This window comes from Erysipelothrix sp. HDW6C (assembly GCF_011299615.1).
Taxonomy (GTDB): domain Bacteria; phylum Bacillota_I; class Bacilli_A; order Erysipelotrichales; family Erysipelotrichaceae; genus Erysipelothrix.
This window is the reverse complement of sequence record NZ_CP049861.1, coordinates 701,576-727,008: the sequence shown is the minus strand read 5'-3', so window position 1 is coordinate 727,008 and position 25,433 is coordinate 701,576. Positions and strand designations below refer to the sequence as shown.

At 39.7% G+C, this 25,433-nt stretch carries 21 protein-coding genes; 8 read left to right on the top strand and 13 right to left on the bottom strand.

All coding sequences use genetic code 11. From position 1 onward, the window contains the following. Positions 1 to 11: 11 nt before the first annotated feature. The 10 genes from G7062_RS03135 to G7062_RS03090 form a co-directional block, all read right to left on the bottom strand. On the bottom strand, positions 12 to 1,418 hold the full coding sequence (locus G7062_RS03135) for a YbbR-like domain-containing protein (RefSeq protein ID WP_166064473.1): 1,407 nt from the start codon (positions 1,416 to 1,418) through the stop codon (positions 12 to 14). Then, the gene (gene cdaA, locus G7062_RS03130; protein WP_166064472.1) at positions 1,411 to 2,595 is read right to left on the bottom strand and encodes a diadenylate cyclase CdaA; all 1,185 of its coding nucleotides are present in this window, start codon (positions 2,593 to 2,595) and stop codon (positions 1,411 to 1,413) included. Before cdaA ends, G7062_RS03135 begins: the two co-directional genes overlap by 8 nt. 111 nt (positions 2,596 to 2,706) lie before the next feature. Then, complete coding sequence (locus tag G7062_RS03125) at positions 2,707 to 4,398, bottom strand: ABC transporter ATP-binding protein (RefSeq protein ID WP_166064471.1); 1,692 nt, start codon at positions 4,396 to 4,398, stop codon at positions 2,707 to 2,709. After that, on the bottom strand, positions 4,385 to 6,085 hold the full coding sequence (locus G7062_RS03120) for an ABC transporter ATP-binding protein (RefSeq protein ID WP_166064470.1): 1,701 nt from the start codon (positions 6,083 to 6,085) through the stop codon (positions 4,385 to 4,387). The genes G7062_RS03125 and G7062_RS03120 overlap by 14 nt, the downstream gene beginning before the upstream one ends. Positions 6,086 to 6,171: 86 nt before the next feature. After that, entirely contained in the window at positions 6,172 to 8,061 is a 1,890-nt protein-coding gene (locus tag G7062_RS11445; RefSeq protein WP_205700147.1) for a DUF2207 domain-containing protein, read from the bottom strand. 39 nt (positions 8,062 to 8,100) lie between these two features. After that, positions 8,101 to 8,658: a LemA family protein gene (locus G7062_RS03110; protein WP_166064469.1), complete on the bottom strand. Its 558-nt coding sequence runs from the start codon at positions 8,656 to 8,658 to the stop codon at positions 8,101 to 8,103. Between the two features lie 131 nt (positions 8,659 to 8,789). Beyond that, positions 8,790 to 9,236, bottom strand: coding sequence for an SsrA-binding protein SmpB (gene smpB / locus G7062_RS03105; protein ID WP_166064468.1), 447 nt, complete (start codon positions 9,234 to 9,236; stop codon positions 8,790 to 8,792). Next, the gene (gene rnr / locus G7062_RS03100) at positions 9,211 to 11,313 is read right to left on the bottom strand and encodes a ribonuclease R (RefSeq protein WP_166064467.1); all 2,103 of its coding nucleotides are present in this window, start codon (positions 11,311 to 11,313) and stop codon (positions 9,211 to 9,213) included. Before rnr ends, smpB begins: the two co-directional genes overlap by 26 nt. Positions 11,314 to 11,351: 38 nt before the next feature. Then, the gene (gene secG, locus G7062_RS03095; RefSeq protein WP_166064466.1) at positions 11,352 to 11,585 is read right to left on the bottom strand and encodes a preprotein translocase subunit SecG; all 234 of its coding nucleotides are present in this window, start codon (positions 11,583 to 11,585) and stop codon (positions 11,352 to 11,354) included. A gap of 94 nt (positions 11,586 to 11,679) precedes the next feature. Continuing rightward, positions 11,680 to 12,399: a DUF1361 domain-containing protein gene (locus G7062_RS03090; protein WP_166064465.1), complete on the bottom strand. Its 720-nt coding sequence runs from the start codon at positions 12,397 to 12,399 to the stop codon at positions 11,680 to 11,682. A gap of 199 nt (positions 12,400 to 12,598) precedes the next feature. Between G7062_RS03090 and G7062_RS03085 the strand changes: the two genes are divergently transcribed. The 3 genes from G7062_RS03085 (at position 12,599) to G7062_RS03075 (ending at position 14,197) form a co-directional block, all read left to right on the top strand. Next, positions 12,599 to 12,961 carry a hypothetical protein gene (locus tag G7062_RS03085; protein WP_166064464.1) on the top strand — a complete coding sequence of 121 codons (363 nt, stop codon included), beginning with the start codon at positions 12,599 to 12,601 and terminating at the stop codon, positions 12,959 to 12,961. A 102-nt stretch (positions 12,962 to 13,063) separates the two neighbouring features. Then, on the top strand, positions 13,064 to 13,888 hold the full coding sequence (locus tag G7062_RS03080) for a metallophosphoesterase (protein ID WP_166064463.1): 825 nt from the start codon (positions 13,064 to 13,066) through the stop codon (positions 13,886 to 13,888). A gap of 147 nt (positions 13,889 to 14,035) precedes the next feature. Then, the gene (locus tag G7062_RS03075) at positions 14,036 to 14,197 is read left to right on the top strand and encodes a hypothetical protein (protein WP_166064462.1); all 162 of its coding nucleotides are present in this window, start codon (positions 14,036 to 14,038) and stop codon (positions 14,195 to 14,197) included. Between the two features lie 57 nt (positions 14,198 to 14,254). Here G7062_RS03075 and G7062_RS03070 read toward each other — a convergent pair whose 3' ends face one another. Then, a complete protein-coding gene (locus tag G7062_RS03070) occupies positions 14,255 to 14,461 on the bottom strand; it encodes a helix-turn-helix transcriptional regulator (protein ID WP_240915979.1) in 207 nt (68 codons plus the stop codon). A 179-nt stretch (positions 14,462 to 14,640) separates the two neighbouring features. On the opposite strand from G7062_RS03070, the gene G7062_RS03065 reads away from it, so the two are divergent. The 3 genes from G7062_RS03065 to G7062_RS03055 all read left to right on the top strand — a co-directional run bounded on the left by G7062_RS03065 (position 14,641) and on the right by G7062_RS03055 (position 21,993). Then, positions 14,641 to 16,971 (top strand): anaerobic ribonucleoside triphosphate reductase, encoded by a 2,331-nt coding sequence (locus G7062_RS03065; RefSeq protein WP_166064461.1) that lies wholly within the window; start codon positions 14,641 to 14,643, stop codon positions 16,969 to 16,971. Continuing rightward, complete coding sequence (gene nrdG / locus G7062_RS03060; RefSeq protein ID WP_166064460.1) at positions 16,968 to 17,513, top strand: anaerobic ribonucleoside-triphosphate reductase activating protein; 546 nt, start codon at positions 16,968 to 16,970, stop codon at positions 17,511 to 17,513. Before G7062_RS03065 ends, nrdG begins: the two co-directional genes overlap by 4 nt. 160 nt (positions 17,514 to 17,673) lie before the next feature. After that, entirely contained in the window at positions 17,674 to 21,993 is a 4,320-nt protein-coding gene (locus tag G7062_RS03055) for a toxin Cry1Ac domain D-VI-related protein (protein ID WP_166064459.1), read from the top strand. 40 nt (positions 21,994 to 22,033) lie between these two features. Here the strand turns inward: G7062_RS03055 and G7062_RS03050 are convergent, their stop codons facing one another. After that, positions 22,034 to 22,483 (bottom strand): hypothetical protein, encoded by a 450-nt coding sequence (locus G7062_RS03050; protein ID WP_166064458.1) that lies wholly within the window; start codon positions 22,481 to 22,483, stop codon positions 22,034 to 22,036. Between the two features lie 126 nt (positions 22,484 to 22,609). Here G7062_RS03050 and G7062_RS03045 point away from each other — a divergent pair, with 126 nt between their 5' ends. After that, on the top strand, positions 22,610 to 23,875 hold the full coding sequence (locus tag G7062_RS03045) for a metallophosphoesterase (protein WP_166064457.1): 1,266 nt from the start codon (positions 22,610 to 22,612) through the stop codon (positions 23,873 to 23,875). 16 nt (positions 23,876 to 23,891) lie between these two features. Here G7062_RS03045 and G7062_RS03040 read toward each other — a convergent pair whose 3' ends face one another. After that, positions 23,892 to 24,620, bottom strand: a complete 729-nt coding sequence (locus G7062_RS03040) for a tyrosine-protein phosphatase (protein WP_166064456.1) — start codon at positions 24,618 to 24,620, stop codon at positions 23,892 to 23,894. A gap of 252 nt (positions 24,621 to 24,872) precedes the next feature. Between G7062_RS03040 and msrA the strand changes: the two genes are divergently transcribed. After that, entirely contained in the window at positions 24,873 to 25,400 is a 528-nt protein-coding gene (msrA, locus tag G7062_RS03035) for a peptide-methionine (S)-S-oxide reductase MsrA (protein ID WP_166064455.1), read from the top strand. Positions 25,401 to 25,433: the final 33 nt, after the last annotated feature.

The window sequence follows — 25,433 nt, the reverse complement described above, 5'->3', positions numbered from 1 at the left end:
TCCTTTAAGTTTTATTTCAATATATCTACAATAATTTCAGTTTTGTCGGAAACAATCTTAAAGAGGACTGCATTCGAACTACGACTCTTCACAAAGAGTTTTGCTTTTTGGTTTTCACCAGCGACAGCATCGCGTAAGTCAATATAGGCGACAACATCATCAATCTTGAATTTCGCATTTGGACCTTCAAGGTTCTCTTTCGTACCATAAACAGTTAGGGTTGTGGTTGCATCCCCTTTATTCTTGACCGTAGCCTTGAGTCCGTTTACGTTATTCTCAAACAACACAGGAACGCCTTCAAATACTTTTGAAGTTGCCTCACCTAGTTTGACTTCAATATTTACTTTTGTAACACTTCCAGTTCTTACTCCTGTAGGGAGGCTGATCGTTTGTTGTAACTTAGTTGTATCACCGGTTAACAATGATGTCGCAATTGGAACTGTTATTTCATCAATACTATCAAGTACTGATTGTGGTGCATAAATCATAATTGTTTCAGTGTCTAATTTGAAATCACTGATAATCTTACCTTCTGGGAAATCCCCATCAAATAGCAATCGAATCGGTACGTTTTTGGATGGAGATGAAATTCCAACCTTTGCAGTAACCGTCTTCGGTATGATATCTACTTGATCAAGTTTTTCACCTTGTTGGTTATAGGCAACAATTTGTGCTTCAACTTCAAAGTCTTTTGTTTGTCCTTGAACATCAATCAATGCTTTAACAAATGCCACTTGATCCAGTGTTTCACGTGATGCCTTGATTGAAATCTCACGAGAAGACAACTCTGGTGTTCCCAATACATATTGTGAACCCAATTTCTCAAGATTTATAAAGTCATAACCAAGACTTACTTTCTGTGCATCTTTGGTACGGATTGTTACGTTTGCTGAAGCGGGTTCAATAATCGTTCGAACACGATTGGAAGCACCAACAACTTTATACTTAACTTGTTGTGTTCCTTCGGTCAAACCACTCAAATCAAGTTCAACTTTAATATCGGAATTATCCAGACTCATGATTGAGATATCACCTTGATTTCCGATAAATGTTACGTCAACAGTTTCATCGACACCACTTATTTCATACATTTCTGAGTTATAGACAACAGAAACAGGAATACCATTTTTATCTTTTGAACTCTCCATTGGTGTTGCGACAGAGGTTTGGTTAAAGGCAATATAGACAAGCAGAGCGACACCGAAAGCAACAAGCTTCCCATGGCGTGGATTGAAAAGAATGCGATCAAACCAATCACTTAGCCAACGTACGATACGCAAACCACCATTCGCTAAAGCTTCTGTTCGTTTGGTAATTTTTTGTGACTTATCGGCAATAAACTGTGCCAATTCTACTTTTTCTTCAGCAACATCAATGTCTTTTTCTTTATTATCTTTTTTATCGTTTTTGTTACTCATTTGTGTCACCTCCTTCTTCTTTAGAAGGCTCTACAACTGCTTCCTCGATTACTTCAGTTTCAACGACTGTCTCTTCACTATCATCTTCAGCTTTTGTTGTTTTCTCTGTTTTTGTAAACAGATCCTTGATATCTACTTTAGGAGCATCGTCAGTTTCCTTCTTCGTAACTGGTTCTGCTTTCTCTTCTTTAGCTTCAGCAACAGGTTTTGCTTTCTTTGGTTTCTTCTTGAAGATTCCCATGAGTTTCGAAATATCATGTTTTTCTTTTGCTTCGCCTGATTTTTCTTTAAACACAACTTCTGAACTATCAACTTTTTCAATCTTAATTGGATCGATATTAAGTTTTGACATATTCAACTTGCGTGAACGTTTTGTAGTAACTGCTTGGCTCACTTCTTTTTCAGTGTTTTGGATTAAGAGGTTGAGATACTCACGCAAACTCTTCTCATCCATTTCACGAAGTTTACCGCCTTCAGCGATTGAGATTGTTCCTGTTTCTTCCGAAACAACAATCGTAATTGAATCAGTCATTTCCGAGATACCAATCGCAGCACGGTGACGCGCACCATAACGTGTTGGTAATTCTTGGTTTGTAGGTGGGAAGTACGCGGATGCTGCAGCAATGCGATCACCTTGTATAATAACCGCCCCATCGTGAAGTGGTGTTGACGTAACAAAAATTGACGTCAAGAGTTCACTGGTAACGGATGAATTAATCGCCGTTCCTGTTTTGACATAATCTGTTAATGAGTGCCCTTGTTCTAAGGTAATCAATGCACCAGTCTTACGCTCTGACAACGTTGTTGTTGCATCAACCAACTCATCAATAAGTTTGTCTTTCTCATTACCAGATAGCGAATGTAATGCTGAAAAAACGGAAGTTTTTCCCAATCGTTCGAGCATCGAACGCAATTCCGGTTGGAATATAATGACAAAAACGAGAATTCCGTTTTGTAACGCAAAGTCCAAGAGTGATTTAATCGTTGTAAGATTAATTTGGACTGCGATGAATCGCATGGTAATGATTAAAACGATTCCTTTGAATATTTGTACTGTTCGTGAATTATTACGTACGATTCTGAGTACGTAATATACCAATACCCATACGATTAAAAAGTCAACGACGACTTTCAAACTTTGAATGATGGATTGGAATGTTAATAAGGTAAATTGCATAAGTACCTCCCTAGCTCTCTAATTATACCACGACATTAAGGTTAATATGTGACTGTATTTTACAATACCATATTTTAACATTTATATGTTAATTTTCATACTATTATCATATTAGAATTGGCTCATATAGAGTTGATGATAGAACCCTTTTTGCGCCATCAGTTCGTGATGATTTCCTTGCTCAATTAAGTGTCCTTCTTTCATGACCAAAATCACATCTGAATCCACAACAGTGGAAAGGCGATGGGCGATGAAGAAACTCGTACGATGAGCCATTATTTGACTGAATACGGTTTGAATTTTTTGCTCAGTAATAACATCCAAACTACTTGTTGCCTCATCAAGAATGATGATGGGCGCATCGACTAACAATGCACGGGCAATTGTAATCATTTGTCGCTGACCCAGGGAAATATTCTTCGATCCCAATTCAATTTTTGTATCGTATTGTTTATCAAGAGACATGATGTAATCGTGACAGCCGGCTTGTTGTGCAGACTCCATCACCAATTCATCCGATGCATCAGGACGTCCATATTTAATGTTGTCGCGAATGGTTCCTTCAAACAACCAAGGGTCTTGCAATACAATTCCCATCGTATTTCGGACAGATGCGCGGCTCATTTGCGATATATCTTGACCATCAATTGTAATGGTTCCTGATTGGACATCATAGAACCGCATCAACAGATTAATCATTGTCGATTTACCTGCTCCAGTAGGCCCAACAATGGCCACCTTCGATAATGGCTTGATCACAAGGTTCATATCCTCAATTAATGGATGCTTGGGATTATATGCAAAGTCGACTGCATTGAACGCCACTGTTTCACCGTGAAGTGTTACGTCACGATCAACATCAATTTCAATGGGTTCAGCAAGGATTGTTTTAAAACGATCGTAACTTGCGCGTCCTGCCATGACTTGCGCAACAATCGCACTGAACTCGTTAAATGGTTTTGAGAACATCATGGAATAGCTAATAAAACTTGTGAAGATCCCTACAGTTAGACCAAAATATCGAACCGCAAAGGCACCACTTAATCCCAACAGAAGATAACTTAGATTGTTGACAACCCGTGTTGTGGGGTTTGTTAAGGCGGAAATAAACTGGGCACGCTCTCCCACATCATTTAACTCATCATTGATGACTTCAAACTCAGCAATGGCTTCGTCTTGATAGTTCGAACCAATCACAAGCATGTGATTGTCGAATATTTCCGATGTTTTCCCACTTAATTTTCCCGCTAAATCTTGTTGGCGTTTGAAAAGACGCAATGAGTGCTTGGCAACAATACGAGAGGTTATATACATTAAAGGCACAAGTCCAATTACAATGAGGGTCATTGGTACATTAATCGAGAACATAAAATATGCTGAGATTAACACCGTGAACACACCACCCATGAGTTGGGTCATAAATTGGAAAAGTCCATCAACCATTAATTCTCCATCCATGGCAAACATCGCTTGAATATTTCCATGTGAATGCGTATCAAGATATGCAATGGGCAGTTTACTCAAGTGTTGTTTCAACGTAAGTCGTAGTGATTCAACAGTACTTACAGAGATATTATTGGCTACCAGCGTGGCAATCCATGTCGTGATGAAATTAATCCCATACATTAAAACCGCAAGTTTCAAATAGGAGACAACACCCGACATATCAACATTATTGATGCCAACCATGCGGTCAATTGCCTTACCTAAATAAAATGGCGTTAAGACAAGGGTGAGACTTGAGATTAAGGATAAGATAATACAGAATACAATACCGACTATTATGCGTTTACGCTTGAACATCTTCGGCACCTCCTTCTGTTTGAATGCGATGAATGCGACGGTACACTTCGTTGTGCTCCATCAGATAATCATGCGTCCCCATATCTTGAATACGACCATCATCGAGGACAAAGATTGTATCAGCATCCATGACTGAGGTTGTCCGCTGACTGATGATAATTTGTGATGCATCATTGTATGCTTCTTTGAGATGCATGCGCAGATTCTTGTCGGTAAGGAAATCAAGCGCCGAGAAACTGTCATCAAAGACAATGAGGCGTGGATTCTTAGCAAGCGCACGTGCAATGCTGAGTCGTTGGCGCTGACCCCCAGAGAGGTTCTTTCCACCTTCTTCAACAGTCGATTCAATCCCTTTGTTTAGAATATCTTTACCTTGTGCATCAATGATGGCATCTTCAGCATTACCTAGTGAGGACTTCATCAATACATTATCCGCAATACTTGCCTTGAGAAACTCTGCAGATTGCGAAACATAACCGATCGCATTACGCAATGAAACAAGATCGTAATCTTGAATGGGTGTTCCATCAATTTCAATCACACCTGAGCTCACATCCGCAAACCTTGGAATAAGTTTAACCAATGTTGATTTCCCACTTCCAGTCAAACCAATGATTCCCAATACCTGACCTGGTTTCACCGAAAAACTTACATCATTAATAACGCGTCGTGTTTCTTGGGGATAACTGAAGGATACATTCTTAAACTCCAAATCAAAGGGAGCATCAATAATTTTTGATCCTGTATTTTTGACAGAAACTTCAGTATCAAGTATTTCTTTAACACGGAACGATGATGTATACCCACGTGAGAAAATCATCACGAGGTTCATGGCAACGATGAGTGTAAGAACTAATTGTGTACAATAGTTAATAACTGCGATCGTTTGCCCTTGAGTCATGGTTCCAATTTGAATTTCAAGCGCACCCAAGTAAACCAACCACACTAAAACCAAATTCATAATCAAGGAGGTCATTGGGCCAGATAGTGTTGTAATCCATCCAACATTACGTTGTTTCTTCGCTAAGACTTTGTTTTCTTCATTAAACAAAGTATCGCTTTCTTCTTGTTTTGAGAATGCGCGAATAATACGCGTGCCACTCAACGATTCACGTACCTTTGCCACAACTGTATCGAGTTGTTGGGTTGCCTTTTTATGACCACGCATTGAAAAGTACATAAATGCAACAACGACAATTACGAAAATTGGAAACGTCTTAAGCAGTGCCATTGCGAGGCGTGGACTGATTGCATTCAGTGCAAATAAACTCCCGATCATAAGAATTGGTGCACGAACCCCCAACCGAATCGTTCTCGCAATCATTTCTTGAATAAGGTTCACATCTGTCGTAATTCTATTTGTAAGCAACGCACTCGAATAGTGGTTGTACTCAGCGATTGAGAATGTATTAATCTTCGCAAATAACGCAGACCGCAATCTCCCACCGACACGTTGTGAAACTACAGATGCAAGGTATTGACACACCAGCGAGGACACATAACCCAAGAGTGTTAATACAAACATCCAAAATACCATCCAATAGACAACACTCATGTTGCCTTGGGTAATTCCTTCGTCAATGAGACGAGCCATCAAAAGCGGAAGAATCAATTCAAATACAGCTTCAACCAATTTCGCAAGAACTGCAGCCACAGACTTTACTTTATAACCTTTAAAATATTTCATAAGCCACCTAATTTCATGTTTAAATTATACACCAATTTTAACCATAAAAAAAACTGTGGACCTAAAATCCACAGTTTTTGTGACGATTACCAGCCACCGCCGCCACTTCCACCGAAGCCACCGCCGCCGAAACCGCCGCCACCGCCGAAGCTTCCGCCACCGCCGCCAAAGCTTCCGCCACCACCGGACGAGCCTTTTGGTGCCGGAACACTCACCATTGAACTGTTAATGGTTCGCATCGAACGATTGAGTGATGACCACAAGTAGAACGTTGTGAAGTCACTACGCGTCGACATATACCAATCCGGTTTAGGAATGGCAATGGACTCAAATTTCTTAACCCATGTATCGGTAATTCCTAAAACATAGGCGTAAGGAAGAACATCATAGAATATCTCAGGTGTTTCTTCCGCTAGCGCACGAATGCGCGCTTCTTCAGCGACTTTGATAAAACGCTCAAGTCCCAAGATTTGACCATACCAACGCGACCCTTTCGGTGTTCGTCGTCCCATATTGGCCACAAAATACAAACCAATCAAGAATAGTGCAAGTACGATAATAAAGATCCAGAGTTCTTCGTTTCCACTTACAATAAAGAAGTAGACAACTAACGATGCAAGTGCTGCTACTGCCAATGTAATAAACATACCGCCTGTAGGACTCTTAACAACATTGTTAATACCATCACGAGGCAGCGTCGCAACCCCCACCATTGTAACTATCATAAATGCAACAAATGTGACAACAAATCCAGTCGCAAAGTCACCACCATAGCCACTTGTTTTAAAACTTACAAACCCACCGAAAAGACCAATTCCAAACGGAAGGAAAATCGAACCAAGTGCTTTTACCGTACTTGATGTACGATCAAAGACACGGTTTTCTTTACTTCCCGAAAAACGTTTTCCAAGTGTCTGTGTTGCATGTTGAACAACAGCCCCAAATGTTTCGTTAAGTTGTTTTGTTGTGACTTCATCACGACCTTCAAAGAGCTCACGGAAAACACGTCGCTCTTCAACATTCTCTGAACCGGGTAAATCTTTAAGTTTGGTAAGTTTGATATTATCGCCCTTTTCATCGAGCTCCTCGATTGTTAAATAACCACGAGAAGCCCAATAGATAATCAATGACACGATATCTTTCGAGACATTATGCCCACGATAAATATAACCAACTTCCGCACTTGAAATTCCTTCCGGCGCTGCAAATTCGACAGACTCCACAACGGGATTCTTCTTACCAAATTTTGTATAAAGTGCTACAAAAAGTGCTGTCAGTAATCCAGTTAACCCAAGCCCAATCCACGTGTAATCAAACACAGGATAAGTAAAGTAACCATCTTCTACCTCTAACCAAAATGATAGGCCTTGACGATACAATGTCTCACTGTAGTGACCTGAAATTGTATTTCCAACAACTTCATGAGGTACTGGAAGGTTATTGGTTGTTGCATAGAGTTGTGGCGCCAATCCAAATGGTTTCGGCATAGTAATGCTAAATGTTACATTTTGGATTGGAAACAGCCACTCACTACTGACAATATTTTGATAAATAATCTGTCTACCTGCTGGTGCAAATTGACGTGTATGAATTTCGTAAGAATATTCGTATCGTTTGTCACCCGACAGATAAACGCCTTCTTCCCCCATTCGAGCGGTGATACCTTCGCGATTTCGCTCTATACTGACTTCATCACCACTGAGCACCTTAAAGTTCTTTATTGGAAAAAAGAACGTTTTTGATACTCCGTCAAATTCTTTCTCGTATACTTGTGGAATCACCACAAAAATCCCTTGATTCCGTCCATTGAAATAGACATCCAAAGTCTCATGAACTTCAATGACACCATCTTCGCGAACATTCATTTTAACATCTAAATTTCGCCCCTCGATGTCATTTGAAGCCGCACTCACTGGCATAACTAACAGTCCTAAGAGAATAACAAAAAAGAGCGTTATGCGTTTTATTTGTTTCATATTATTCCCTCCTTAACAAAAAAGGGGTTACCCCCTAAATTAAAATTGTACTTTAACGTTTGCACGTTCTGCATCATCGGTAATTTCGAAGAGAGGTTTCGCTGCGAAATTGAACATACCAGCAATGATGTTTGATGGGAACGATTCACGTTTTGTATTGTACTGACGTACTGTTCCGTTGTAGTACTTACGGGATTGTGCAATTTCAGTTTCAATTGTTTGTAACTGTCCTTGAAGATCCATAAAGTTTGTATTTGCTTTCAAATCTGGGTAGCTTTCTGTTAATGCAAATAAGCGTCCCATAACTTTGTTCAAATCACCTTCTGCTTCAATACGTGCTTCGGGTGTTGTAGCGTTTGCAGCTTTATTACGAGCTTCGATAACACCTTGAAGTGTATCTTTCTCGTGGCTTGCATACCCTTTTACTGTTTCAACGATATTTGGAATAAGGTCGTAACGTTTCTTAAGGTAAACATCCATCGTTGAGAAAGCTTCTTCAACAAGGTTTTTTAAACGGACAAAACCGTTGTATTGTGAAATACCAAATAACAAGACGACCGCAACGATCGCTAAAATAACTATTAGTGCTGTTGGCATAATAACACCTCCTGTGTTACTAAAATAGTACATCGTTAGTTTCATAAAGTCAATGAAACACACCTGAGTTTGTGTTAATTATTTATCACAATTGACACTTTCGGATGAAAAAGAGCATCCTAAGATGCTCTCTAATATCGTTCTTTCATGGCTTTCTGCATTTCTCGGTTCAAAGTACGCTCTTTCTCAACTTGACGTTTGTCATAGAGATGTTTCCCTTTCGCCATAGCAACTTGCAGTTTTGCACGACCCTTACTCAAATGAATGTTGAGCGGTACAATTGTGTATCCTTTTAAGGTTTGCGCTTTTTGAAGTTTCTCAATTTCATGACGGTGCAACAAGAGTTTTCGTTCTCGAGTCTCATCATGATTGAATTGATTGCCTTGTTCGTATTGACCAATGTGCATGCCTTTAATCCACGCTTCCCCATCGATGATAGTAATAAACGCTTCTTTTAGTTGCACAAGTCCTTGACGAATTGCTTTAATTTCGGTTCCTTGCAATACCATTCCCGCTTCAAATTCATCTTCTATGAAATAGTCATGGTATGCCTTACGATTTTTTGCGACGACGCTCATGAATCACTCTACGCCCCTTCCGTGTTCTCGGTTTGATAATTTCAAAATTCACAACATGTTCAATCTTATCGACTGAGACAAGTTTGACTTTTAGTTTTTGTCCAATTGAATAAACTTGCTTGGTTCTTTCACCAATCATTTTTTGCGCCATTGCATCGTATTGATAGAAATCATCATTCAATGTTCTGACATGGATTAATCCTTCAACAGTATTCGGCAACTCCACAAAGATTCCAAAATTCGTGACACCACTGATGTAGCCAATGAATGTTTCGCCAACTTTGTCTTGCATGAATTGTGCCTTCTTAATCTTCTCAACTTGACGCTCTGCATCAAGAATTGATCGTTCTTTCTTTGAAGCATGAATTCCAGCTTCTTCAGTGAACGCTTCGTCTTTTTCTACGTTACGGCGATCTTGTTTCACAACGTATTTCTTGAGACGTTGGTGAAGTAGTAAATCGGGATAACGACGAATCGGCGAGGTAAAGTGAGCATAGTCTTCGAGTGCCAATCCAAAGTGTCCAATTGGTTCTGGACTGTACTTTGCCTTGCTCATCGAACGAAGCATCAGTTTTGATACCACCGGATACTCTGGTTTCCCTTCGAAGAACTCCAATGCTTTTTGAAGTGACTTCGGACGAATTTCCTCAAGGTTCCCTTTCATGCGATATCCTAAGATACGCAGTGTATGAGATAAATCTTGCATTTTTTCTTTGGTCGGATGATCGTGAATTCGGTATAAAATTGGAATGAATTGATAACGTGCATGACGTGCAACCACTTCATTGGCGGTGACCATAAACATTTCTATCATTTCTTCTGCTTCTCCCGTTTCACGTTTGAAGATATCGAGGACATTACCATCGTTATCAATGATGAATTTACTTTCATCACTTTCAAATCCAATGGACCCTGCTTGTTCACGCTTGTATTTTAGACGTGATGCACACTCACGCATCATATCAATCATGGGTTGTACTTCTTTCAAGTCTTCCCCTGAATTTACTTCTATATAACTCATGCGTCGTTTTGAATGAATTACCGACTGGTAGATATTGTAATCAATAATTTCACCATTGAAGCCAATATCAATTTGGGCCGTCATAACCAAACGATCAACGTTCGGGTGTAGTGAACAGACTCCATTTGATAATTCCTTAGGCAACATCGGCACAACGCGGTCAACCATATAAACTGAAGAACTACGTTCAAACGCACTCTTACCAATCGCACTGTCTTGTTTCACATAGTGAGCAACATCGGCGATGTGAACATACAAACGAAAACCATTGGCGAGTGATTCCATATAAATAGCATCATCAAGGTCTTTTGCATCTTCACCGTCAATTGTAATGACATATTGATCACGATGGTCCATGCGGCCTTCGGTTTCTTTTTCTGATACTTCCGATGGGACTGACTTCACTTCCTCAAGGACTTCTTCTGGAAACTCAACATCGATACCGTAAACAAACAATACAGAACGAACATCCATCCCTGGCTCATCTGCTTGTCCAAGAACTGATGTGATTTCTACATCAATCTTGTCGCCGACGTTAAGGATTTTACCGATAACCCGATCATTCTCTTTTAACGAGAGATTGCCTTTTTCATATTCAACTTGCAATGTAATCTTTGTATCGTAAGGGATAAAGAACAAGCCCTTACCGCGCATCTTCATTGTGCCTAAAAGGACATCGCGATTGCGTTTTAATGTTGTTACGATAACACCATATTGTTTTTCAGCACTTTTAATTTCTACCAATACATCGTCAAGATCCAACGACCCATTGTAATCAAGGCCTGCAATATATATTGAGACATGGTCATTTTCAACAAATCCAAATGTATCACGCACCACACGGAATGTACCTCGTGCAAAGCGTTTGTTATCGAGGAAGTATACTTTCTCTTTATGGACTACAACCTCTTCTTCATCAATCATGCGTTGTATGATTTTCTTAAAATCAGCCGCACTTAAACCAATCGTTGTTTTGAAGTTCTCTATCCATGCTTCTAACGATTGTAATTCTTTTGTCTGTGATATTTCATCACGTACTACTTCATAATTTTTCATAGTTGTCTTTGTAAAATAAAAACCGCTTTGCGCGGTTCCTATTGATTCATCAGTGTGGCTACAACAAATACAATGAATAGAATTCCAGTAACTAAAGTAGCGTTTGAAAGAACCTTTTCTGCGCCACGCTCTTTTGCGTTCGAGAATAAGTCTAAACCTTTACTTCCTGAAAATGCACCTGTGAAACCTTCTGTTTTTCCACTTTGTAATAGAGATAGAATGATGAGTACCGCTGATGTAATTAATAATAATACTTTAAATAGCCCTGCCATATGTGTCACACCTTTTCTTTTATAGATAATATACTCACCTATTTTATCAAAAATTCTGCAATAATACAATCTATTCCCTCAAAGCCCCATTTATTTATGTCATTTTAAACATATACGGTATTCCGAGAGCGTAATACATAATCATAAAGAATGTCGTATGCATGACGATAAATAGAAGAAATTCTTTGAATACGTGTGGGTTGGAGAAATGCGCCTTTAGCTTCTTGAAAAATGACTTTGGATGGAGAAGATCCCATGAATTGAATCGTATTTGTCGTCCAAAATACACACCAATCGCAACAAAGAGATTGATGATTATCGCAGTAACGATAAATGACACAAAGTCCGAACGGGTTAACTGTTCAGGATCAACGCCCACTAAGAATGTAATTTGCAAAATAACAATGCTTATCAATGTATTTACGATTCCTGAAAGGGCAAATGAAAGTACAGAAACGATATCATACCAAATTGGAACTTCATGACTGTCCTCATTGCGGTGCGTTAAGTTGAGCTCTGTTATTAGGTATCCTGAGTTGGGTAACATGATAAACCACAGGACCATCCCGAGCGCAAAGATGAGAATCGCCAAATAACGAAGCACGATAATATCTGTGTAAGCTGAGATTACGGAGATAATAATTGCAAGGACATCTGTCCCCAGTAATATCACAATGGGTAACAACGATAATTTAAAATTCCAAATCATGGGTTTAAACAGTTTTACTTTAAAGATAATTGGACGCAAGCGTATCGTAATATACGCAAAAAGATTGAGTGCCACAAAGGCAATGAATAGTGAAGGTGAATTCATAATAGCCTCTTTTCTACCATTATATGTCTTATTATAAATATACCACATTCATATTTTGTGAACCATTATGTTCTCGATTAAAGGGTATATTTCCCCTTTATTTTTACTTCTCGCGCACGCTCAGCGACTGCTCGCGCATGTTTTCTTGCTTTTCAAACCGATTGCGCTATAATTTTACCCAAGATAGCGAGGATAAAGCATGCAAAACAATTACTTAGACGATGATATCGAATACATTATGGAGACATTCTCAGTGACAATCAATTATAGAATTTTTTCTGAAGCCTTATTAGAACAAACAAAAACGCTAATCAAAACATATCCAACAGCACTCGACGCTATTGTTCAGTATTTGATTGATGAAGGAAGCTTGTTCGCTTGTTTTGGCGAACACAGTAAAGAGGATGTTACCAAGAAGTTGTGCGAACCATCCTTTCGGATCCTAGGTGAAGGGTGGGGTGTCATTTCTTATTTAAATCATACATTCGATGATATTCATATTATTGATGTTGAGTTTGGTATGCAACTGGACCAGATTCAACTTGTATCTATCGATGGTTAAGTTTTAAAGATGTCTTTTGCAGACATCTTTTTTGTGAAAGTTATCTTCACAAAAAACATATGACAATAATGCTATGATAATTCAAGAAAGGTGGAGATTCTTATGAAACTTGCTTTGATGAGTGATATTCACTCTACCCTGCCTGCTTTACAACTTGCACTCACCGATGCCAAGGCAATGGGTGTCGACTATTACATTTTTCTCGGTGACTATGTTACGGATGGCTTCTCGGATAATGAAGTTGTTCGTCTTGTTGCTGAACACGCTGACCTTGCAATTCTTGGCAATCGTGATCGTGCACTCTTGCACAATGACTTTGATTTTAATTACAACAATCAAAAACCCATGCATACATCACAACAATCGCTCAACAGCGCAAGTGTTGAATACTTGAGTGGGTTATTGGATATTCGCAAGGTAACTATCGCAAATACACGTTTTTTGATTGTCCACGGCGACCAATTTGCAGAACTTCTTGATGAAAAAACACAACACCGCGTTTACGAGCGCCTTATTGAGCATTACGAGTTTGACATTTGTTTATACGGTCATACGCATCGGGTCGAAGATGTTATGTTGCATGGGAAACGATTTATCAATCCTGGAACACTTGGAATCCCGCTCGACACACCTGTATTTAATTATGCAATTCTTGATTTGGCTACGAATCATTTGGATGTTCGCACATTTGAGTCTTCGTTAATCTTTCCTCGCTACGAAGAGGACTTCCGACTGTCGGAGTATTATACAATAAATCCTATTTGGTCCGAACTTATTCTTGAATCCGTACGTGACGGCGGTAATGTTGTTCTACCATTCCTAAAATACTTTCGTGAAATCCATCCCAATAAAACATCCGAGTCCGATCACTTCAATACCGATTGGGAGCTCGCGTTTCTTAACTTTCGCAACAATCATAAAGAGTAATTCTTGCGCATACTCCCCATAGCCTTTATAATAAAACTATAGAAACGAGGACCGGTCCATGTACATTTAATCAAACCTATCAAAATGTTCATCAAAACTAACACATGATTGGAATGATTTTTGTCTTGAAACAAACGGAGGTTTCTTATGAAAGCAAATAACAATAAAAAACAGGTAAGTTTTAATAATACCAAAAGTAACAAATTAAAAAACAAGGATTCACAGCAGGATACATCCTCAGGATTCTTCAATAATTCAAATAAAAACGCCTTGAAGGCGCAACTACTTAAAAAGAAAACTGGCAAATAATCTACCAGTCTCATTCACGATGACATTTTGAACCCTGTATTTCAGGGTTTTTTCATGTTAAATATCGTATACAAATTCAAAGATATCGCGCGGCTGGCACTTTAATTCTGTACATATCGCATTGAGAGTCGAAAAGCGAACCGCCTTTACACGTGAGTTCTTGAGTTTTGAGAGGTTTACCTCCGAAATACCCGTACGTTCCGAGAGTTCACGCAATGTCATTTTTCGATCCGCCATAACCCGATCCAATCTTACAATTATCATATTTCCACCCCTTTGATTTCAGTATAACATATTTTATGTTTAATGTTTATCGTTATATATTTAACCTTATAGTTTGTGAAGTGCTGTACTAATGAAAAACACCCTTGTTTTCTTTGGCATTTCCAAAAAAATTAATTATGATAGTCCTGTACAGAAAAACAAGGGGGCGTTTGTCAATAATGGATACAATTACAATCTTAAAAAGAGATAATCAAAAATCCAAATTTAATGGTGAAAAAATAGCCGTAGCAGTTAAAAAGGGCTTTGATTCCTTAGAGTCTGATAAATACACTTCAGACGATGTGAATCATGTTTATAGTGCTGTCTTGGCACAAATTGAAGAAATCGCAAAACGCGAGGACTTTATTTCAATCGAACACATTCAAGATCTTATAGAACGTGAACTTCTACGTCAAAACTTTACGGATGTTTATGAATCCTTTGCATCCTACCGTAATCGACGCAATGAGTCCCGTAAGATATTCATTTCGAAGCAACATAAATTCTTAAAAGCAATCGAGAAGTTGAATCAAAAAGAAGCAATCGATAATGATGATAAACGTGAAAATGCGAACGTTGATGGTAACAGCCCAATGGGTATGATGCTGCAATTTGGTTCGACCATTTCAAAAGAATTTGCCAAAGCATACCAAATGGATCAAGACTATTATGAAGCGCATGACTCCGGTCAAATCCATATTCACGATATGGATTTCTTACCAATGGGTACAACAACGTGCAATCAAATTAACTTAGAGCAATTGTTTGAGAATGGTTTCTCAACGGGTCATGGCCACTTGCGCAAACCAAAAGACATCATGTCTTATACAGCATTGGCTGCGATTGCAATCCAATCAAACCAAAACGATCAACACGGCGGTCAAAGTATTCCTGCATTTGATTACTACATGGCTCCGGGAGTTTTGCTTACTTTTAAAAAGCAATTGAAACAACGTATCTATGATTTCCTTGAAATATCCGAACTCTTGGATACTTCTGATATGAAAGGGATTATTAAGCATGTCGATAATCTTGATTCACTAACAATCGATACAAAAGAATTTGCAAAATTTGTAAATGACAATCCACAAGCGCTTCGTATCATTGATAAAGCCTACGATAAAGCAGTTCGTGTCACAGACCGCATCACATTCCAAGCTATGGAAGCATTTATCCATAACTTGAATACAATGCATTCACGTGCAGGGGCACAAGTTCCTTTCAGTTCAATCAACTTTGGAACTGACATTTCTCCTGAGGGACGTATGGTTGTTGAAAACTACCTAAAAGCCTTAGATAAAGGACTCGGAAAAGGTGAAACACCGATTTTCCCAATCTCAATTTTCAAGGTTAAAGAAGGTGTCAACTATTTCCCAGAAGATGTGAACTATGACTTGTTTAAACTCTCAATTAAAGTGTCAGCCAAACGATTGTTCCCAAACTTCTCGTTCATTGATTCCCCATTTAATAAGGAATACTATCGTGAAGGTAACTATGCGAGCGAAGTTGCTTACATGGGCTGTCGTACACGGGTTATGAGTGATATCAACGATCCTGAAGATCAAACCGTTGTCGGGCGTGGAAACTTGAGTTTCACTTCTCTCAACTTGGTACGATTGGGTATCAAACACGGAATTCTCAACAATGAAAAAGCAGATATGGTTGCGTTCTACGAAGAACTGGATCACTTGCTTGAACTCATGAAAGAGCAAATGTTGGAACGTTACCGTATCCAATGCAGTAAATCAACAGCAAATTTTAAGTTCCTACTGGGTCAAGGTGTCTGGAAGAATTCTAAATCACTCAAACCTAAAGATAATTTACACAAGGTTTACAAACATGGAACGCTTGCATTTGGATTTATCGGTCTTGCCGAATGTCTTAAGGCATTAACCGGTAAGCATCACGGCGAAAGCGATGCATCGCAAAAACTCGGTCTTGAGATTGTGCAATACATGCGCGACAAAGCCGATGCTTATGCACAAGAAACAAAGATGAACTTCTCACTAATCGCAACACCTGCGGAAGGTCTTGCCGGACGTTTTGTGGGAATTGATCGCTCAATCTTTGGAAACATCGAAGGCATTACCAACCGCGATTACTACACAAACTCATTCCATGTTCCTGTTTACTATGATATTTCAATCGCTGATAAACTGCGCCTAGAAGCACCATATCATGCAATGACAAATGGTGGGCACATCACCTATGTTGAATTGGATGGAGACACGACACAAAATCTTGAAGCATTCGAAGAAGTAGTCCGTCTCATGCACGATGCTCAAATTGGATACGGAGCTGTTAACCATCCCGTTGACCGTGATCCAGACTGTGGTTATACCGGAATTATCAACGATGAGTGTCCAAGCTGTGGCCGTCTTGAAACAGATGGTGACTACGGTTTCGAACGCATTCGCCGCATTACTGGTTACCTCGTTGGTACACTCGACCGCTTCAATGATGCGAAACGTTCCGAAGAGAACGACCGCGTTAAACACAATCTCTTATGAAAATAAGACTTTCATCATTTATATCTGATTCAATCGTCGATGGCGAAGGCATCCGCACGGTAATATTTACCCAAGGGTGCCCACACAATTGCCCAGGGTGTCACAATCAAAAATCCATTCCTTTTGAAGGTGGTACGGAAATCGGCGTTGATGAAGTTATTGAAAAAGTATTGGACGCTGACTTAAAGAAGGTTACATTTTCAGGTGGTGAGCCCTTTGTTCAAGCAGAAGCACTCTATCATATTGCGAAAGCACTCAAAGAGCAAGGTTATAACCTTTGGTCCTATACAGGATTTAAATATGAAGCACTCATTCGCCATCATGACCCCTATGTTCAAAAATTACTTGGGTTACTTGATATCGTAATTGATGGACGCTTCATGATTCGTAAAAAAAGCATGTCCGCATTATTTCGCGGCTCATCAAACCAAAGAATCATTGATGTCCCTGCATCCCTTGCATCAGGAAATGTTGTTGTATCATCAGTCTATGTTGATCCAGATGAAGGCGATAACGATCGTGATGAAGACATTTTTATCTAACGAAGACGAGAAATCGTCTTTTTTAATGTTTTGGGAACTTTGGTGAAGAAATTGTATACTGTTTGCCGCACTGAAGAAGTTGTCCATATAATAGGAATAACTTATTGAATATACTGCACCAAAGAATCACACTGTCATTACGATCAAAGGGGGACCATCAATGACATCTTTTCTAAACCGCAGATTTCAATCCCATGGTAAACGAGGGATCGCCGTATTGCTCACATTAGGAATGGTCTTAACCACCATATCCATCAATCAATTTATCTATGCAGATACACCTCCTACCCATGAAGAGATTCACGCTACTCATGTTCATAATCTAGTGGCTGGTGCCATCAACACGAATCCTAGTTTTCAATATTCTGATGGTGAATCAACAATTAGTGGTTGGTCAATAAAAACAGCCCTTGTTCTTGGCATTTTACCCGTGAGTGTAAAGATAGACGGAACCTTAGACGGACGCGCAAAATTGAACCTTACCTCTGTTGGGTCGTTGGTTGGTTTTGATACTTATACTTCTACATTACCACTTTCGAATCAAGAAGAGTCTTTGGCAGTTGAAAAAAAGAAAGTCAATCCCGCAATTTTTTCTGAGCCTAAGTATACGTTTGAGCAGACCATATCAACGGTTAACAATAAGGATTATGTTGTTGAGGCACGCGTTAACAATCCGTCCGGCGTGACCCTCATCCTTGCTGTTGATGGTATTACCACAATTCCGCCCATTATCGGGTCTAAAGTTCAAAACGATACCATTGGAGACGTTACATTTTATGAACGTTTTAAGGGTACAAATTCAAACAGCAGTAATCGAACTTACTCACTAACGGAAACTGCCACCATAAACAACACTCCAGTTACATTGAAGTCCGTTGTAGTTTACGAAAAGGCTGATCATGACAAGGTTCTCTTGATTCGTGAAGTTTTAAAAAATGATGATACCAACTCACATCTTGTTGATAAGACATATACGAGCCTTCTCACAAGTTACAACGCTATAAAAGATATGGATACGAGTACCGTTGTACAGCCCAGTCTAAGTCCTGAACTTCAAATTCGCATCGCTGATGCTCGTGCATTGATGACGCCAATCATCAGTTTAAATGATCGAATTGTTGCAATGACAACAACGACGCCAATCACAGATGTATTAACGATAAAAGAAGATCTACGCGCCATTAAAACTAGCAATCCAAAAGTCTACACCGAGCTCCTTGGAAAAATAACTGCGAAAGAGTTGGATTATTGGACTGCAAATGTCGATGGACTCATCACTTCAAATGGACTCATCGCTGCGGAAAATCTCGATATCGCAAAATCGCTCTTAGAAACGATTCAGGGTTTGACGGGTGTTGACGAAACCAAGAAAGCAGCCTTAGTAAACAAATTATCAACTGCAATTAATGCAACCGACTTGGTAAATGCAACATCACTTGTTGATGCACTCTTCAAAAACCCTACACAAGCACCTCTAGTGATTGTCGACGGACTGTCGCAAACCGCAATTGATACAGCACGGACAGCCGTGACACAACTCCCTGCGGGGCCTGCTAAAGACGCATTGGCAACAAAAGTAAACGACGCACAAACACAGTACGATGCAAAACGTGCGGCACTCATTAACGATGCCACAACTAAAGTCAACGCCCTTTTTGAGGCAGATGGAATCACCATTAAGGAAACTCTCACTCAGACTGAAATCGCAGCAGCACAAACGGCAGTGAATTTACTGGATGATTCTGAAGTTAAAACCGAATTGCAAGGACAGATTGATAACGCCAAAGAACAACTCGTCCAACAAACAACCTTGGCAAACTTACTGGGAATTGTTCAAGATCTGTTTGACAGTGGTGACGCCATCAATAACAACAGTTATAAATTAAAGAATGTTACAACAGCTCGCACTGCACTTGTACAAGCGCAGACTGAACTCGCTACACTGAGTGCCTCCTCAGGTACAGCACGCTATCAAACAATTGATGCACTCATTAAACGCGGGAATGATATTATCACTATCGAAGATGCGCTTACTACATTGAATACTGCATTTGATTTTACGACCTTCGATACTGCACTCGACACTTTAAACGGCATGAAAGAAGCAGGGCATGCCGAAACTGTGAATCTTGCTGCAATGCGAACACGTCTATACGAAACATTAACAGCACATGCAACGACGCTCAACACCGATGTATTCGCATACTTCACGGATACAAATTATGATGATATTACACCTGATTTAACACAAACAAAATTAGATGCATTGAAATCTCGATTTGCTGATTTCGCAGATTATCAAAGCCTCATTTCTCCAACGCTATACACAAAAATCGCGGATACATTAGCAACATTGCAAAACTTCCTTGATAAACAAACACTTGTGAGTGCATTCTTTACAGATGCAACAATGGCAACAGTAAAAGAGCCAATTAGTGAGTCGTCACTTACAAGTGCCATTCAAACCATTACCGCTATGGATGAGGGAGCAATGAAAGATCGATTGTTGGATAAACTGGCTGAAGTATCTCAACGGAACACTGAAATTAAAGATGATGACACCATGACCGATCTCAGCAATCAAATTAAAGCTCTCTACACAGATTCATCGCTTACCGCCCTTAAGGATACATCAACAGCACTATCAATTGATGCAATTCAAACATTGATTGACGGAGTTACAAATGATGCGAATAAGGCAAGTTTACAAACAAGCCTCAATCACGCAAAGAAACTATTAATCGAACGCACGTTAACACAAGAGGTTGACGCCCTCTTCGAGGATGGTGTAATCAAAGCATCCGTCAGCGAAGCAGCGCTGGATACACTCCTTGCAAAAGTAAGTGAAAATACCGTTATCAATACCACATTGAAAACAGCCCTTATTGATCGCATCATGGGCGCCAAGGCACAATATTTCAATATTTACTTCACCAACGCAGTGGATGCATTCTTTACAGATGAATCTCATTTAGCAATCAAGCTTCCACTTACACAAGCAGAAATTGATGCCTTGATCGAAGCAATCGGTGATAACGAACACTTACTCACTGTCGACAAAGAAACGCTTCTTAACAATCTATCTACCGCAACACGTCTCTTAACTGAGCACAATTTAAAGATCGATGTTGCTGCTCTTTTCGATGATGGAATCCTTGTCGATTCTGTTACATCACAGACATTGCAATCCTTGGATGCGCGTATACAATTGCTCGAAGATGGACCGATTAAAACAGCGCTCGTCTCACAATTAAACGACGCACGCCAACAATTTACAACACGTGACATTCGTACCGCGATTGAAGGTCTCTTTACTGAAGATAACGAGTTAGAGACTCACGTGACACAAACAACGATTGACGCACTCCAAACTCGCGTTGAGAATGCAACAGTTTTATCAGACCCAGATCGCAGTGCATTCATAGCAGAACTTACCCGGGCTGAACAATTGCTCACGAATCGAATCCTTACTGGAGATATCGCAGCTTTATTTGAGAATGATGCCCTTAAACCACGCGTAACACTTTTGGAAATAAATGAATTAAGTGATCGCGTCAACAACTTACCGAACGGTAACATTAAGGATTTATTATTAGAGCAGGTTCGCAATGCGAAACAACAATATCTTACGAACCAAATGCAATCAGACATCAATAACCTTTATAGTGGTGGAGCGTTGAAGCCTGGAGTGACTCAAGGATACATTGATACATTAATGCAACGACTCAACGACATTAGTGATCCAACAACGCGTTCCTCATTCCAACAACAATTGGATAGTGCAAAAGCAAAACTGGAACAACGATTCTACAATGATGCCATCAAACAACTCGAAACACAACGTGATGCATTGTTTGCCAACAGTAAGAAAGATGATATCGCAAAAGGACTCACCGAAGCGCAAATTAACGCACTCCGTAACGATGTTAAATTGTTGTCTGATTCTCCAAATAAATCAGCCCTTTTAAACTCTCTTGATACCTTAAGCGCGATGGTTACAGCAAGAGATCGTGCAAACGGATTATTCACAGCACAGAACACATTGCGAAGTGATGTTACCCAATCACACATCGATGCCGTGAAGGAACTCATTGGGCTTATTCCAAATGGAACATTGCGAAACACTCTAAACACTGAAATCGATCGCGCACAGACACAATTGAATCAACGCACAAATCCCAAAACACCACAACCCGGTACCACACCAAAACCAATCGGTACCCTAACGCCGAACACAAAACCTGATACAGCACCTGAAAAAGAAACTATCACAACACCTGAAAAACCTGATGCAGTTCCTGTCACAACAACGAAAGGAGAAACACCACCACAAACAAATGCACCTTCACCGTTTACACTAACGATTGAAAACATTTCGGCATCTCCACTTCCGATTGCACTTGGTGTAGGGGGACTCGCAGCATTTACTGGATTGTTATTCTTCATTGTAAGAAGACGTCACAAAGACGACAATGTATAATCATAAAGAAAGCGCCTTTGTCAGGCGCTTTCTTTAATGATTAATTAACGTGAGTGCTTTCAATACGGTGGTATACTTTCACACGACCAGATCTTGTGAAGTAACCTAGGCAAACAAGTTGAACCACTAACGGGACAAGGTACATCCAAAGATTCATACTAAGTTTGTAAATTAATGCATGGACAATAACAACAACTGCGAATATTACAAGTATTACAATCTGAGCAATCATAAGCCATCGCACCAAGTTATAAAAGAATTTTCCTTTAAGTTTAAAGACCGCAACAAGTCCAATTGCGATGACAAACGTGATTCCCGATAAGATCATCGCATACAGTGCAAATTCCCCAACACGGACCATCCCTGGGTCACTCATGAGATATATTCGTAAGTCACTGAATAATAACAAACCAAACCAGACTGCAATCAGTATTTCAAGTCCATATACACACCACATCAAGCCACCAAATTGGTCAAAATCTTTTTTCATATGTTCCCCTCCCATTTATTACTGATTTAATTATATTTTATTCTAAGCAGTCACACAAGAAATCAACCCGCGTAAATTTATTTCTCCAAAAAGTGATACAATAGTATGAGAAATGGTAGGAAAAATATGAAACGACTTTTATTAATACTACTTGCAACAATACTGGTTGGCTGTACTCAAAAACCAGCGGACCACGTCGCAACCATAGATACTAATATTCAAACCGATATTAAAGATTTACGCATTGTTTTCGCGAGCGACTTGCATTATCTCAGTCCCGAACTGATTACTGAAGGAGCTTTCTTTGAATCTTCCGTACGTAAAGGGGATGGTAAAATGCTCCTTGATATGGAACTTATTACCGATGCATTCATCAACAATATGTTAGCATTGAAACCCAACGCAGTTGTTCTAACGGGCGACATTACATTAAATGGCGAGAGAAAAAGCCACGAAGACCTCGCTGCAAAACTGAACATTCTTACCGATGCTGGAATTCAAGTACTTGTTACTGCCGGGAACCACGACCTCAATAACCCTAACGCTCGACGCTATAATGAAGACAGCGTGAGTAAGGTCGAAAGTGTCGACTCATTAACATTCGCAAGAATATACGAAAACCAAGGGTTTGCACCAAGCAATCCAATGGACAAGGATTCATTGAGCTATGTTGCACCACTTTCTAAGGATGTTTGGTTATTTATGATGGAAGCAAATACTGGCGACCTTCTGAGTGGCGAATTATCCGATGAGACATATGCCTGGTTGGAAGGTCAACTTATCGAAGCCAAAAAGAATAACATTACTCCCCTCTTCGCAATGCACCACAACATCATGAATCATAGCCAACTCATCTATGAAGGTTTTACCGTCAACAATGCACCGCGTCTGCGAAAACTACTTATTGAATACAATGTAAAACTGGCATTCTCAGGACACATCCATACTCAAAGCATCTCAAAAACAAGCGAGGGTGAGCTGTATGACATTGCGTCCGGAGCTCTTAGTGTCTATCCATTACAGTTTGGAGTCCTTGATATTGATCAAGATCTCAATGCAAACTATAAAACCCAAAGTATAAATACTGGCGTTGAAGGTTTTGATAAGAAAGCAGAAACATTCTTCTATGAACTCGCCTTCGATAAGCGTTTGCGTGGATGGGATACTGAGTACTTTACAGAAGCTGAGAAAGAAGAAGTCGCACACACATTTGCACTTCTTAATCTCGAGTATTTTGCCGGGAGAGCCATTACAGATCCTGAATATTTCCGTAATCTCACGGGATATAAACTAGTGGTTGAACGTGAGTTTGAAATGACACTCGAATATTTCGATTCCATTCTCGAAGAAACACGCGATTCTCGTCAGCTTTCGATTAATCTTAAGCAATAAAAAAGGTGCGTTGCACCTATTCTGTAAACCGAAGACGCAAGGACTCAAGTCCCTGTTCATCCAATGAGAATTCTTTTTCAAAGTATGTCGCAAAGTCGCCATACTTTTCTTTTATTGTTTCAAATGCCGCCAACAAATATGAAGGTTTCACAATGATTCCCGGCATTTTATGATACAGGGACTCAGTCGTACGATTCGGTTTTAAACGACGTACTTCATTTTCCAATATCGCATCAAATGCTTCAAGCGACTTCAAGTAGTCATACATCACGATTTCCTCATCCACACCCAATGCGAGTAAGATAAGAGCACTGGCAATCCCTGTGCGATCTTTCCCAGCCGTACAGTTATGAAGATAGGGAACTGCATTCTCATTTTGCAAGAGTTCAAAAACATTAATGTATGCAGGGTTATCAAATACGAGACGCTCGTAGAATTCAATCATCCCCTCTGTAGAAAGAACCGTGTATGGTGCTTGTGGGTCTTCTTCAAAAGCACCCAAATGTTCCGAAGCTGAAATCGTATGGACTCGCTTTGAGAGTTCGCTTTGACGCTCGTCTTTGTCAATTTCATGTCGTTCGCGATAGTCACACAAGTTTTGAATATTCAATGATTTAATGTAATGACGGTCTTCTTCTGTCAAATCGCGGTAGGATCCACATCTGAAGAAAATATCTTTTTTTACGCGACGTCCGTCTGTAGTGGGATATCCCCCAAAGTCACGAAAATTAATTAGTTCACTCATAAATTTTCCTCCAATGGTTGAATTGTATCATAAACATCGATAATTTAACCAAAAATTAACAAGCTCTTGATGAGAAAAATAAGTTCAACAATTACTATAGTCTCAAGAGCACTTCGCTCGATCAACATTCATACTCCATCGTGCGTGTTGATGATTGGCCAGATTAGACCACTGAGCCATTTCACGGATGCTTCCACGGAAGCATCTTTTAATTTCTATGCTACAATATTCCTACACATGGAGGTTTATATTATGACTACACGAGATTTTAAACACATCGTCGTTGCAGGCGGCTGTTTTTGGGGCGTCGAGGAATACTACCACCGACTCAAAGGTATTATTGATACGCAAGTTGGTTATGCAAATGGAAATGGAGACTCTGTGACATATCGTGAGGTATGCAGTGGGACAACGGGACATGTTGAAGCCGTTATGCTTACTTACAATCAAACGGTAATTTCATTGGATAAAATTCTCGAACATCTCTTCCGAATGATTGATCCCACAACAAGAAACCGTCAGGCGAATGATATTGGAACACAATATCGCACAGGAATCTACTATACTAACGATCAGGATAACGATACTATAAACCAATACATTGACAGTATCAAAGCTAATTACAAAGATACCATTGTAACGGAAGTCTTACCCTTAGAAAATTTTGTAGTTGCTGAACCCGAACACCAAATGTACCTTGAAGGCAATCCTGGAGGTTACTGCCACATCGACTTTTCTGTCATTCAACCCAATGAATTAAAAGAAGAGTATTTGCGATAATATTATATTTCTTTCACAAAGTCGGACCAATTC